The 12,535-nt window shown below is 68.3% G+C and carries 14 protein-coding genes; 4 read left to right on the top strand and 10 right to left on the bottom strand.

Annotation, left to right across the window (positions count from 1 at the left end; translation table 11 throughout):
- The first annotated feature begins 54 nt into the window (after positions 1 to 54).
- Entirely contained in the window at positions 55 to 1,218 is a 1,164-nt protein-coding gene (locus AC1DW0_RS23090; protein ID WP_477948238.1) for a YbfB/YjiJ family MFS transporter, read from the top strand.
- 9 nt (positions 1,219 to 1,227) lie between these two features.
- On the opposite strand, the gene AC1DW0_RS23085 is transcribed toward AC1DW0_RS23090, so the two are convergent.
- Positions 1,228 to 1,482, bottom strand: a complete 255-nt coding sequence (locus AC1DW0_RS23085) for a hypothetical protein (protein ID WP_477948236.1) — start codon at positions 1,480 to 1,482, stop codon at positions 1,228 to 1,230.
- A gap of 337 nt (positions 1,483 to 1,819) precedes the next feature.
- Between AC1DW0_RS23085 and AC1DW0_RS23080 the strand changes: the two genes are divergently transcribed.
- A complete protein-coding gene (locus tag AC1DW0_RS23080; protein ID WP_200955217.1) occupies positions 1,820 to 1,996 on the top strand; it encodes a hypothetical protein in 177 nt (58 codons plus the stop codon).
- A 39-nt stretch (positions 1,997 to 2,035) separates the two neighbouring features.
- A complete protein-coding gene (locus AC1DW0_RS23075) occupies positions 2,036 to 2,368 on the top strand; it encodes a hypothetical protein (RefSeq protein WP_477948234.1) in 333 nt (110 codons plus the stop codon).
- On the opposite strand, the gene AC1DW0_RS23070 is transcribed toward AC1DW0_RS23075, so the two are convergent.
- The 4 genes from AC1DW0_RS23070 to ylqF form a co-directional block, all read right to left on the bottom strand.
- Positions 2,365 to 3,567 (bottom strand): acetyl-CoA C-acetyltransferase, encoded by a 1,203-nt coding sequence (locus tag AC1DW0_RS23070; protein WP_477948232.1) that lies wholly within the window; start codon positions 3,565 to 3,567, stop codon positions 2,365 to 2,367. The genes AC1DW0_RS23075 and AC1DW0_RS23070 overlap by 4 nt on opposite strands.
- Before the next feature lie 17 nt (positions 3,568 to 3,584).
- Positions 3,585 to 4,751 carry an acyl-CoA dehydrogenase family protein gene (locus AC1DW0_RS23065; RefSeq protein ID WP_477948230.1) on the bottom strand — a complete coding sequence of 389 codons (1,167 nt, stop codon included), beginning with the start codon at positions 4,749 to 4,751 and terminating at the stop codon, positions 3,585 to 3,587.
- Complete coding sequence (locus AC1DW0_RS23060; protein WP_477948228.1) at positions 4,748 to 6,142, bottom strand: wax ester/triacylglycerol synthase domain-containing protein; 1,395 nt, start codon at positions 6,140 to 6,142, stop codon at positions 4,748 to 4,750. The genes AC1DW0_RS23065 and AC1DW0_RS23060 overlap by 4 nt, the downstream gene beginning before the upstream one ends.
- Before the next feature lie 65 nt (positions 6,143 to 6,207).
- Positions 6,208 to 7,173, bottom strand: a complete 966-nt coding sequence (gene ylqF / locus AC1DW0_RS23055; RefSeq protein ID WP_457323993.1) for a ribosome biogenesis GTPase YlqF — start codon at positions 7,171 to 7,173, stop codon at positions 6,208 to 6,210.
- Between the two features lie 108 nt (positions 7,174 to 7,281).
- Here ylqF and AC1DW0_RS23050 point away from each other — a divergent pair, with 108 nt between their 5' ends.
- Positions 7,282 to 7,680, top strand: coding sequence for a cold-shock protein (locus AC1DW0_RS23050; protein WP_157281153.1), 399 nt, complete (start codon positions 7,282 to 7,284; stop codon positions 7,678 to 7,680).
- Between the two features lie 98 nt (positions 7,681 to 7,778).
- Here the strand turns inward: AC1DW0_RS23050 and AC1DW0_RS23045 are convergent, their stop codons facing one another.
- The 5 genes from AC1DW0_RS23045 to AC1DW0_RS23025 all read right to left on the bottom strand — a co-directional run bounded on the left by AC1DW0_RS23045 (position 7,779) and on the right by AC1DW0_RS23025 (position 12,509).
- Entirely contained in the window at positions 7,779 to 8,096 is a 318-nt protein-coding gene (locus tag AC1DW0_RS23045) for an energy transducer TonB (RefSeq protein ID WP_056193025.1), read from the bottom strand.
- A 28-nt stretch (positions 8,097 to 8,124) separates the two neighbouring features.
- Positions 8,125 to 9,672: a methyl-accepting chemotaxis protein gene (locus tag AC1DW0_RS23040; protein WP_056193022.1), complete on the bottom strand. Its 1,548-nt coding sequence runs from the start codon at positions 9,670 to 9,672 to the stop codon at positions 8,125 to 8,127.
- A gap of 211 nt (positions 9,673 to 9,883) precedes the next feature.
- Entirely contained in the window at positions 9,884 to 11,161 is a 1,278-nt protein-coding gene (locus tag AC1DW0_RS23035) for a c-type cytochrome (RefSeq protein ID WP_056193019.1), read from the bottom strand.
- Positions 11,158 to 11,835 carry a c-type cytochrome gene (locus AC1DW0_RS23030; RefSeq protein WP_056193016.1) on the bottom strand — a complete coding sequence of 226 codons (678 nt, stop codon included), beginning with the start codon at positions 11,833 to 11,835 and terminating at the stop codon, positions 11,158 to 11,160. Before AC1DW0_RS23030 ends, AC1DW0_RS23035 begins: the two co-directional genes overlap by 4 nt.
- Entirely contained in the window at positions 11,832 to 12,509 is a 678-nt protein-coding gene (locus tag AC1DW0_RS23025) for a YggS family pyridoxal phosphate-dependent enzyme (protein ID WP_457443923.1), read from the bottom strand. The genes AC1DW0_RS23030 and AC1DW0_RS23025 overlap by 4 nt, the downstream gene beginning before the upstream one ends.
- Between the last annotated feature and the right edge of the window lie 26 nt (positions 12,510 to 12,535).

Raw genomic sequence — 12,535 nt, 5'->3', positions numbered from 1 at the left:
GCTTTGCAAGCCCCCCAGCGCCTGGGGTATGCCCGGCTCGCTTAACCTGCGGCCATGGCCGAGCCCGAATTCCGTCTGCGCGCCTGGCAGGTGCTGCTGGGTGGCATCTGTGCGCTGGTGCTGACCATCGGCCTCGCGCGCTTCGCCTACACGCCGCTGTTGCCGCAGATGCAGGCCCAGGCGGGCCTGGGCGTCGCCGACGGCGGGCTGCTTGCGGCCATCAACTACGCGGGCTATATGAGCGGCGCGCTGCTGGCGGCCTGGATCGAGAGCCCGACCTGGCGCCAGCGCCTGTACAGCTGGGGCCTGCCGACGGCTTTGGTCATCACCGCGCTGATGGGTTGGAGCACGAGCTTCGGCGCCTGGGCGTTGTCGCGCTATGTCGGTGGCCTGTGCGGCGCGGCCGGCATGCTGCTGGGCTCGGGCTTGGTGCAGGGCTGGTTGATCCGGTCGGGGCACCGGCCCGAGCTGGGTATCTACTTCATCGGCCTGGGGCTGGGCATCGTCGTGTCGGCCCTGGGTGCGATGGGCATGACGCAGTGGAATCTGAACTGGGCCCTGCAATGGCAGGGCTATGCCTTGCTCGGCTTGGTCTTCCTGATCCCGGCCTGGGCCTGGCGCCCGCCGGTGCCGCCGCCGGCCGCGAAAGCCGCGTCCGATGCAGCACCCAGCCGGCGTTGGATGGCGCTGATGGTGGCGGCCTATTTCTGCGCGGGCTGGGGCTTCGTCGTCAACGCGACCTTCACTGTCGCCATCGTCGAGGCTCAGCCGCTGCTGGCCGGACAGGGGCCTTGGGCCTGGCTGCTGGTGGGCTTGTCGGCGACGCCGGCTGTGTTCGTCTGGGATCGCATTGCGCGCCGCACGGGCGACGTTGGCGCGCTGCTGATCGCTTTCGGCGTGCAGATCTTCGCCGTGTTGCTGCCGATATTGGCCAGCGGTCTGGTGGCCGCGTTGGCGGGCGCGCTGCTGTATGGCGCGACCTTCATCGGTATCGTCAGCCTGACGCTGGCTCTGGTTGGCCGGCATTCACCCGCCAATCCAGGCAAGGCGATGGCCCGGCTGACGCTGAGCTATGGCATGGCACAGATCAGCGCGCCTGCGCTGACCGGTCGGATGGTCGAGGCCGGCGGCGGCTTCGATGTCGCGCTGTGGCTGACGGCAGCCGTGATGGCGGCCGGCATGGCCTGCCTGGCCGCGCTGCTGCGGGAATCGCGCTGAGCCTTTGCCTCAGCTGCCCTTGCCGGGAGGGGCGGAGCGTTGGTTGCGCACGGCCTCGCTGACGGCCTGGGTGCTGCGCTGCGCCGCCTCGCGTTCAGCGGCGGTGGTGCAGCGCGTCTTGGGCAGCATGCTGCCGGTGGGTGAGTCGCGCTCGCAGATGGTGCCGTTGTCGGCCGCAGCCTGGGCGCCGCTTTGGGCGGGCGGTGCTGTCGAAGCGCAGGCGGCCAGTGCGAGCGGCAGCAGCGTCAGGAAGATTCGTTTCATGTCGAAAGTCGGTTCGGGTGAAGCGCCGCAGAATACCGCGGGCCAGACCTCCTGATTCCCTCGTGATCCCGTGACATCAAGGCCGCTGTCAGCGATGCCGGCAGCGGCAACCCGCTCAGCAGGTTCGGCACCGACCAACACGCCGTGCAGTACGAACACGAGATGGGCCGGCCCAGGGTGCAGCGCGACCGAGACGCGTTTCATCGCCGGGATGGACTGCTATCTGAAGCCGCAGCAACAGTCCGCCACGGAGTAACTCTGTGTGACGCCGTCATCCGCCACGGGCTCGTGGCGGTTAGTGGGGCACGGCCGCGTATTTCGTGGCCTGGAGATCCTCATGAAACGACTGGCCCTGGCCATTGCCCTGATTTCTACCGCCCTGCTGTCGGGCTGCATCATCGTGCCGGCCCGCCACGGCGGTTACCACAGGGACGGCTATTACCGGGATGGCGGCCACCAACGTGACGGCGGTTACTACCGCGGCAGCGTCTACGTTCAGCCTGGCTCGAGGTAACCGAATGGGCCGTCTCCCTGAGGCGGCCTGGAGATTCCGATGAAACGACTCACTCTGGCGTTCGCCCTGGCTTCATCTGCACTGCTGTCGGCCTGCGTGGTCGTGCCTGCCCACCGGGCCGGCTACTACGACGGTGGCTCGGCCGTCGTGGTCGACGCGCCGCCTCCCGCACCCTATGCCGAGGTCGTGCCCGTCACGCCCTATACGGGCGCAGTCTGGGTCAATGGCTACTGGGGCTGGAACGGCGGCCGTCACCACTGGGTGCCCGGCTACTACGAGCGCCCGCGTGCCGGCTATCGCTATGAGCCTCACCGCTGGGAGAGCCGCGGTGGCCGCTGGCATTTGCGTGCCGGCGGCTGGATCAGGCTCTAGACGCGTTCGATGATGGTGGCGATGCCCATGCCGCCGCCGACGCACAGCGTCACGGCGCCGGTCTGGAGATCGCGTCGCTCCAACTCATCGAGCAAGGTGCCCAGCAGCATGGCGCCGGTTGCGCCCAACGGGTGGCCGAGCGCAATTGAACCGCCGTTCACGTTGACGCGATCCAGGTCCAGGCCCAGATCGCGCGCCGTCTTCATCGGCACCGCGGCGAAGGCCTCGTTGATTTCCCACAGGTCGATATCGGACGCCTGCATGCCGGCCTGGCGCAGTGCCTTCTGACAGGCTGGTGTCGTGCCGGTCAACATGATGGTCGGCTCGCTGCCGACGACGGCGGCCGCACGGATGCGCGCGCGGGGCTTGACTCCCGCCGCTTCGCCGCCGGCCTTGGAGCCCACCAGCACCAGGGCTGCGCCATCAACGATGCCCGATGAATTGCCGGCATGGTGGCGGTGTTCGATCACCGACGCCTGCGGGTATTTGCGCAATGCCAGGCCGTCGAACTTCGCGCCCAGCTTGATGAAGCTGGGGTTCAGCGCAGCCAGCGTGTCGATGGATGTCTGTGGGCGGATGGTTTCGTCCTCGGCCAGCAGCAGGGCGCCGGCTTCGTCATGCACCGGCACCAGCGCGCTCGCGAAGCGTCCTTCGGCACGCGCCGCGGTGGCTCGCTGATGGGAGCGCGCCGCGTAGGCGTCGAGCTCGTCGCGCGTGAAGCCCTCCAGCGTCGCGATCAGATCAGCGCTGATGCCCTGCGGCACGAAACCGATGGCGCTGACGACGCGCTCGTCCAGCATCCAGGCGCCGCCGTCGCTGCCCATGGGCACGCGGCTCATGCTCTCGACACCGCCGGCCACGACCAGGCGTTCGAAGCCGCTGGCCACCTTGGCCGCTGCGAGGTTGACGCTCTCCAGCCCCGAGGCGCAGAAGCGTGACTGCGTGACGCCGCCCACCGACTGCGCCCAGCCGGCGTCCAGCACGGCGATGCGGGCGATGTCGCCACCCTGCTCGGCGATGGGTGTCACGCAGCCAAGGATGACGTCGTCGACCAACGACGTGTCGAGCCGGGTGCGCTGCTGCAGGGCCTGCAGCACGCTGCGCACCAGCCAGATCGGCGTGGCCGCGTGCAGCGAACCGTCGGGCTTGCCCTTGCCGCGCGGCGTGCGGCAATGGCCGTAGAGATAGGCGTCGAACATGGGGGTCTCCAGGGGCCTCACATGGATCGCGAAGCCAGCTCTTTCATGATTTCATTGGTGCCGCCGTAGATGCGCGTCACGCGGGCGTCGGCCCACAGTTCGGCAATCGGCGTCTCCAGCATGTAGCCATAACCGCCGAAGAGCTGCAGGCAGGCGTCGGTCAGCCGCGAGGCGAGGTCGCTGCACCAGGCCTTCACCAGCGCCGCGCGGGCGGCGTCGAGCTCACCTTTCAGATGGGCCGAGATGGCGGCATCGAGCAGCGCGCGGGCGGCGAGCACGTCGCTCTGCGCCTGGGCCAGCACGAAACGGGTGTTCTGGAAGTTCCAGATCGGCTGGCCGAAGGCCTCGCGCTGCTTGGCGTAGGCCACCGTGTCGTCCAGCGCGCGTTCCGTCATCGCGACGGCCTGGCATGCGATGACGAGGCGTTCCTGCGGCAGTTCGCCCATCAACTGGCCAAAGGCCAGGCCCTCGCTTGACCCAAGCAGGTTGGCGGCCGGCACGCGCAGCTCATCAAAGAAAAGCTCGCTGGTGTCCTGGGCGTGCAGGCCGATCTTGTCCAGGCGACGGCGCGTCAGGCCCGTCGTGCCGGCATCGATCTCCGCGACGACCAACGACAAGCCCTTGGCACCCGGTGCGTCCCCGGTGCGGCAGACGATGACGATGAGGTCGGCGTTCTGTCCATTGGTGATGAAGGTCTTCTGCCCGTTGATGACGTAGTGGTCGCCCTTTTCGTCAGTGACGCGGCGTGCGCGGGTGCGGATGGCCTGCAGGTCAGAGCCCGTGCCCGGTTCCGTCATCGCGATGGCGCCAACGCGCTCGCCGGTGGCCATCGCTGGCAGCCAGCGCGCCTTCTGCCCGTCATTGCCGTGGCGCAGCAGATAGGGCGCGACGATGGCCGAGTGCACGCTGCCGCCGAAGCCGCCCAGGTTGGCCCGTGCAGCCGCCATGACGATGACGGCCTCATGGCCGAAGTCGCCGCCGCTGCCGCCGAAGGCTTCCGGCACGGCCGCGCACAGCAGGCCCTGGGCACCGGCTTCGTGCCAGGTGTCGCGCTCCATCAGGCCCGCCGCGCGCCAGCCAGCGGCGCGCGGTACCCAGCGCTCGCTGAAGAAGCGCGCGGCGCTGTCCTGAAGCAGGCGGTGCTCCTCGGTCATCCAGTTCGAGGGGAAGAGCGGAAGACTCATGAAATGCCGACGGCTTCTTCCAGCGTCGCGATCTCTTCCTCCACATAGGCCGCCAGCCGGCCCAGGTTGGGCAGGGCGTCGGTTGCAATCAGGCCGAAGTAAAGAGTGCCGGCATAGCTGAACAACGTGATGTTGAGCAGATGGGTGGCCGGCAGTGTCGACATGGGGTGCATCTCCAGCAACGGTGCGCCCTTGATGTACAGGCGCTCGGCCGGCCCGGGCACGTTGGACACCAGCGTGTTGCCCATGGGCGTGACAACATCGGCCAGCTTGAGCATGCCGGCGATCTGGCCGAGCAGGCCGGTCAGGATGGTGTAGGTCTCGACCGCCTCGGGCGCGACGGCGTCGATCATCGTGCGCACATTGCGCAGCGAATAGCCGACATTGCGCAGCCGCACATAGGCGTCGTCGGTGGGCGGCGACAGGTCGACCAGGATGATGCCGATCTTGTTGCCGCCGCTCTTTTCGCCTTCGCGGCGCAGGTTCACCGGCATCTGGATGGTGATGGGCCGGTCCAGCTCGATGCCCTCGTCGGCCAGGTAGCGGTGCATGGCGCCGTCCAGGCAGGTCAGGGCCACGTGGTTGAGTGTGGCGCGTGACACCTTGCGGATGGCGTCGATGCGCGCCATGGGCACGGCGGCGGTGGCGAACTGGCGGCCTGGCGTGGCATTGCCGGTGAAGGGTGTACCGCGGCTGGCCATGAAGGGCAGGGCGATGGCGTTCTTGGTCAGCTTGATGGCTTCCAGCGCCAGCATGGCCGTGAGCCGGCCGATGCCGACGGCGCGTTTGCTGTTGGCGGTGAGCTGCTTCCAGACGGTGCCGGCGACGGCCTGATCCAGCCGCTTCTTGCGCGACAGGCCGCTGGCGCGGCGCGCGTGCGACAAGGTCCAGACCGGCGTGACCGTGTCGTCGTCGGGCGTCGCGCGCAGGGACTCGACGCCCCAGCGCGTCATCGTGATGCCGTCGGCCACGGCATGGTGCATCTTGTAGTAGATGGCGAACTGCTTGTCCCACAGGCCGGCGATGACATGCACCTCCCACAGCGGCCGGCTGCGGTCCAGCACCGGTTCGTGCAACTCCGCGGCAAAGGCATAGAGGGCCTCGCGGTCGTTCTGGCCGGCCTTGAGCTTGTGGAAGAAGACGTGTTGCGCCAGGTCCACCGATTCGGCCGTGCTCCAGCTCGGCATCAGCGTGGGCGAGACGAAGTTGATGACGGCATCGAAGGGCGCTTGCACGTCGGTGTGGGTCAGGAACTCCTCATAGAGCTGCTTGGCGAAGTTGGCGCCGCCACCCTTGGGAATCTGGTGGATGTGCAGGCCCGCCACATGCTTGGGACTGGCCTCGCTTTCGGCGATGAAGAAGGCGAGGTCGAGCAGGGAGAGTCGGCTCATGATGTCTCGTGTCGTTCCGGGCGGCCCAGCATAGGCGCGCCGGTGAGACGGTCAAGGCCGGGAATTTACGCGCTTGTTTCCGCGTCCCCGCTGGAGGACTTTCGCTTGCCGCTGCGGCGTTCCTTGTCGGCCAGACGCGCGGCCTCTGCCTCGGCGGCCTTGCGCTCTTCCTCCTCTGCAGCGGCCCGGCGCCAGGCCGTCATCTCGTCAGGGGTTTCCAGCGTGATGCAGCCCAGCGCCCCGCCGCGGAAGTCCATCAGCAACGCTTCGGCGGCCTTGTGCATCAGCACGCCGCCGCCGCGCACCTTGGCGCCGCGTTTGGTGCCGATGGCCTCCAGCACGGCGTCGTCGGCGCCAAGCTCGGTGAGGCCGTAGCGCTGCTGCAGGCGCTCGGGGTAGTGGCGCTTGAGCACCGCAATCAGCTCCAGCGCCACCTCCTCCTCGTCGAAGGCATTGCGGCCGATGGCGCCGCTGGCGGCCAGGTTGTAGCCGCTCTGCTCGATGGCGATGCGCGGCCACAGCATGCCTGGCGTGTCGAACAGGTAGAAGCCGTTCTCCAGCACGAACTTCTGCTCGATCTTGGTGATGCCGGGCTCGTCGCCCGTCTTAGCGGCGCGCTTGCCGACCAGGGTATTGATCAGCGTGCTCTTGCCAACGTTGGGAATGCCGCAGATCAGCACGCGCAGCGGCTTGTGCATGTCGCCGCGCAGCGGTGCGAGCTCGCGGCAGGCCTTGATGAGGGCGCGCGCCGGCGCCTTGTCGCCGGCATCCAGCGGGATGGCGCGGGTGTGCGGCTGGGCGTTGTAGTAGTCCAGCCAGGCGGCGGTCTGGGCCGGGTCGGCCAGGTCCTGCTTGTTCAGTACCTTCAGCGACGGCCGGCCCGTCGTCAGTGCAGCCAGCAGCGGGTTGCTGCTGGAGCCGGGCAGGCGCGCGTCGAGCAGTTCAATGACCACGTCCAGCCCCGCCTTCACGCGATCCTTGATCGCCTGACGGGTGGAATTCATGTGGCCGGGGAACCAGTTGATGGGCATGCGCAGGGGAGGTGGGAACTTGGGAGGGCGGATTGTCGGTGGCTTACATCCGGTTGCGGCGATCTGCGCCGCATCCCCCAAGATCTGGGGGTAGTCGTTGAGGTGAATATGAGATTCGAAGGCGTACTGAGCGCGTGGAACCAGGATGCCGGCTACGGCACCATCCGGCCCTCTGGCGGGGGAGAGGAAGTCTTCGTCGGCTTGGCCGCGTTCCCGACAGACGGCGAGGGTCCTCGGATGGACGAGCCGCTGAGCTTTGAAATTGTCACGAGCCGTGACGGTCGCAAGCAGGCGGTGAATCTGAAGCGGCTGTCGCAGGCCCATCTCAGCCCGGCGCTGCGCGCATCGGCGGGCGGCACCCGCGTCCGCGCCCGTCAGGCCCAAAAGAAACGGCGCCTGGGCTTGCTGGCCGGGGGCGCCGTGGTCACGGTGATGCTGGTGGCGGGTGGGGTGCACTGGTGGCAGCCCGCGGACCGGACCGGCGAATTGCCGGTGATGAAGCGCTGAGGCGCTGCTCTCGGGCGCTGCTCATGCCAGCCGGCCTGCATGCCGGCTGTCCTGAAATCCGCGTCGCACAGTGCGCAGGCACTGTGCTCGGTCGGGTTTCAGTCCTCGTTCTTGAAGACGAGCTTGACTTCGTGAGTGGCCTTTTCGCCGGGCTCGAACTTCCACTCCATCAGCGCCGCCTTCACGGCGCGGTCGAAGACCCGCTTGGGTTCGGCTTCGACGATTTCGACGTCGCTGACCTTGCCGTCGGCTTCGATGGTCATCTTGGCCTTGACCGAGCCGGTGGAGATGCCCTTCTTGGAGGCCTCGGCTGGGAACTCAGGCGGCACCTTCTTGACGACCTTGGGTGCGGCCTGAGCGGCCAGGGCCAGCATCAGGCTGGCGGCCAGGATGGTGGCGGAACGCAGGAATGACATGGCGAGCCTCGGAAAGTAATTGATGGGGTCAGGCGGCGCGGAAGAAGCCGACCGCCTCGATCAGCCGCGTCGAGCTGTCGCGCAGGGCGTCGGCCGAGCGGCTGAGGTCGCCGACCAGGCTGGTGTTTTGCTGCGTGGCCTTGTCGAGCTCGTTCATCGCGCCGTTGACGACGCCGACGCCCGTGGCCTGCTCTTGGGCCGAGTGCGAGATTTCCTCGATCAGCTGACCCATGTTGTTGACTTCGTCGACGACGCTGCGGATGGTGACGCCGGCGTTGTTGACCAGCGTGGTGCCGTTTTCGACCTTGACGGTCGATTCCTGGATCAGCACCTTGATTTCCTTGGCGGCGCCGGCCGAGCGCTGAGCCAGCGCACGCACTTCGGCGGCCACCACGGCGAAGCCGCGGCCATGTTCGCCGGCCCGGGCGGCCTCCACGGCCGCGTTCAGGGCCAGGATGTTGGTCTGGAAGGCGATGCCGTCGATGACGCCGATGATGTCGCCGATCTTCTTGGAGCTGGCGCTGATCTCTTCCATGGTCTCGACGACCTTGGAGACGACGGCGCCACCATTGCTGGCGGCCTGGCGGGCCGTCACGGCGATGCCAGCCGCGCGGCGGGTCAGATCGCTGGCGCCCTTGAGCGTGGAGGCGATCTCTTCCACCGAAGCGGCGGTGTTCTGCAGGCTGGCGGCGGAACGCGTGGTGCGCTCGGCCAGATTGGAATTGCTGTCGGCAATGGAGCCGGAGTTCTGGGCCACCTCGCTGGCGGCGGTGGACACATCGCGCACAACGCCCGAGAGAGCCTGCTGCATGTCCTTCATGGCCTGCAGCATCTGGCTGAGTTCGTCGCGGCCTTCGACCTGGATGTCCTGCGTCAGATCACCGGCGGCAATGGCCTCGGCGGCCAGCTGGGCCTTGCGGGCCGGGGCGACGATGGAACGGGTGATGACGAGGCCGCCACCGATGCCGATGACCACGGCCACGACCAGCAGGACGATGGTCACCCAGACGGAGAAGCGGGCCAGTTCGACACCGGACGTGGCCAGTGCCTTGCCGCTTTCAAACTGGATGTCGACCAGCTTCTTCAGGCCTTCCTGCAGGGCCGCCTGGGCGGGGCGCAGGTCGGTTATCAGGCTTTCACGAGCCTCGTCGGGCGTGCCGTCGGTCTGGATCTTCTGAAATTTTTCGAGTGCAGCCAGGAACTTGGCCTTGTGACCCCGCACCTCGGCGATGGCGGCCTTTTCTCCGTCACCCGAGACAGCGTCTTCCAGGCTCTTGAGCTGCTTTTCGCCTTCTTCAAGCGCGTCGGTGACGGCCTTCTTCTGCTTCTTGATGGCACCAGCGGTATCCAGCAGCAGCAAGTCACGCACGGCGCGGGAAATGATGTTGACCTGGCTTTCCAGACCGTTGGCTGCGCCAATCTTGAAGAGGCTGGAGTTGGCGGTGCGGTCCAGATCCTTGGCCAGGCCGTTCGCATTCTTCGCGCCGTAAATGCCGATCCCCACCAGCAGCAAAATGAGCAGGCCAAAGCTCAAGGCCAACCGATGGCCGATGCGCAATTGCGTCAGGAAGTTCATCTGTTCAGGTCCTTGTCCGGTGATCGGGTATCGGCGGCGGGCTGCCGCTCTTGAATTCAACGACGACTGTAGGGCTCTCGGCCCTGTTTTTGACGGCCCTACCCGGGAGCCGCGCGCAGTGTGTCGCGACCTGTGACCATTTGCTACCTGCCTGCGGCAGGCTTGCGTGAAGTCGTTCACGTCGGCCCCCCGCGCCCAGGGGCTTGTGGGTTCAACGGGCCGCCACGGCGCGCAGCCTCAGCACCTCGACGGCATCGACTTCGCCGGCAGCGTGGCCGAAGGATGCCCGCAGATGGCTGGTCAGCGCGGCCAGGTCTTCGGCGCCCAGCACGCCCGCGAAGGGCGGCATGCCGTAGGGGCGCGGGTTGCCGGGCGTCGCCGGCGCGAAGCCGCCGCGCTCGATGAGGCGGATCAGGTTGGCGGCACTGGCCTGGGTGACCAGGCGGCTGCCGGCCAGCGCAGGGTAGGCGGGGGCACCGCTCGCGTCGCGCCGCCCCTGGCCCTGCTCGCCGTGGCAGGCTGCGCAGTGCTCGCGGTAGAGGCCGGCGCCGCGCTTGCGGCGGCGCGCATCCGGCTCGGCCGGCTCGGAGCGGGCAACGGCCTGCTCGGGCAAGGCACGCAGATAGCTGCTCATGGCGGCGAGGTCGGCATCGTCCAGCGCCGCGGTGCTGCCGATGACGACCTCGGCCATGGGCCCGAGCGCCACATGACCTTGCGCCTTGCCGTCGCGCAACCAGCGTTGCAGCACCTCAGTCGGCCAACGCTGCACACCGGCCTCGGCCGGGTCATGCAGCGAAGGGGCCACCCAGCCCAGGCCGGCCAGAAGGCCACCGCGGAAATCCGCTGCACCACGGTCGCCACCCAGGGCATCGCGGCCGGCGTGGCAGGCGCTGCAATGGGCCAGGCCCTGGCTGAGATAGGCGCCGCGGTTCCAGGCCGCGTCCCGGGCCGGGTCGGATTGATAGACCCCGGGCCGGAAGTACAAGGTCCGCCAGACGGCGACGGCCAGCTGGCTCCCGTAAGGCCAGCGCAGCTCATGCTCGCGGCGTGGCGCGGTCGCGGGCGGCTGGGCCTGAAGCCAGGCATACAGGGCGTCGGCGTCCTCGCGGTTGACGAGGGTGGTGTTGGTGATCGGGTGAGCCGGCACCAACAGCCGACCGTCGCGGCTGCGGCCGAAATGCAGCGCCTGCCAGAAGTCGTTGCTGGTCCAGCCACCCAGGCCGGTGGCGGCGGGCGTCAGATTGGATGAGAAGGCGGTGCCAAAAGGCGTCGGGATCGCCCGGCCTCCGGCCAGGCGTTCACCACCGCGGGCCGTGTGGCAGCCGGCGCAATTGCCCACGGCAGCGAGGTAGGCGCCGCGTTCCAGGCTGACGGGTGCGGCGGAGGGCGGCGTTGCGTCGCCCAGGGCGCGTTGCCAGGCCAGCAACCCGAAAGCGGTGGCAATGGCCAGCAGGGCCAGCAACGCGAGGCCGATCAAGAGGCGCTTCATGGCGGCAGGCCGCCGCAGCGCAACGGCGGCGGGGCAGCCAGGGTGGGCGCGGGATGCGGGTCGGCCGGCAGGGCCCGGCCGGCGAGGAATTGGGTGATCGCGTTGATCTCAGGCTCGGTCAGGGTCTTGGCGATATGCGCCATGCAATCCGGCGCCTGGGCGCGGCGCTGTCCGCTGCGCCAGGCGCCGAGCTGGCCGTTCAGATAGTCGCGTGACAGACCGAGCAGGCCCGGTATGGCGGGCTGAGTCCCTGTCAGGCGCTCGCCATGGCAGGCGGTGCAGGCCGGCAGGCGGCGGGCGGCGTCGCCGCGGTTGACCAGCGCCTCGGCGCGGGCCAGCTCGGTAGCCGGAAGGCCAGACTTCTGCGGCGGCGCATAGGGCAGGTCCAGCGATGCGAAATGACCGGCCAGCTCCTCCAAATAGGCGTCGGACAGTGGCGCGATGAGTTCGCTCATCAAACCGTAGTCGCGCCGGCCGTCGCGGAAGTTCAGCAACTGGTTGTAGAGATAGCCGGCCGGCTTGCCGGCCAGACGGGGGTAGTAGCCGTCGGGTGCGGCGCGCCCCTCCTTGCCATGGCAGCCGGTGCAGGCCAACGCTCGCTGCGCGAGCGTGTCAGGGACGGGCTGGGCCTGGGCCGCGAGCGCGGTCAGGGTCAGCAGCCAGGCGGCCTTCACCCCCGCGCTCCGAAAATGGCGCTGCCGACGCGCACCATCGTCGAGCCGGCCGCGATGGCGTCCTCAAGGTCTGCGCTCATGCCCAGCGACAGCGTGTCCAGGGCCAAGCCGGCCTGCTTCAACGTCTCGAACAGCGCGGCCATGGCCCGATGCTGCGCCAGCGCTTCGGGGCCGGGTTCGGGCACCGCCATCAGGCCACGCAGCTGCAGCCGGGGCAAGGTTGCGACCTCGCGAGCCAGCGCCGCCACGTCATCGGGCAGCAGGCCGCTCTTGCTGGCCTCGCCGCTGATGTTGACTTGCAGGCAGACATTGAGCGGCGCCAGCTCGGCCGGCCGTTGCTCGGACAACCGCTGGGCGATCTTGAGCCGGTCTACGCTGTGCACCCAATCGAACTGTTCGGCCACGGGCTTGGTCTTGTTGGACTGCAGCGGGCCGATCAGATGCCATTCGATCTGGCCGCGCAGATCGCTCAGCTCGCCGACCTTGGCCAGGCCTTCCTGCACATAGTTCTCCCCGAAGGCGCGGGCGCCGGCCTCAAAGGCCTCGCGCACGGCGTAGGCCGGGAAGGTCTTGCTGACGACGAGCAGACGGACCGCCTGGGATGGGCGGCCGGCCGAGGCACATGCCGCAGCGATGCGATTTTTGGTGGCTTGGAGGGAGTCGGAGATCGCCATAATGGTCCGAGCACTCCACAGATCAT

It is taken from the genome of Roseateles sp. P4_D2 (assembly GCF_056401875.1).
This window is presented reverse-complemented; position numbering and strand designations above follow the sequence as displayed.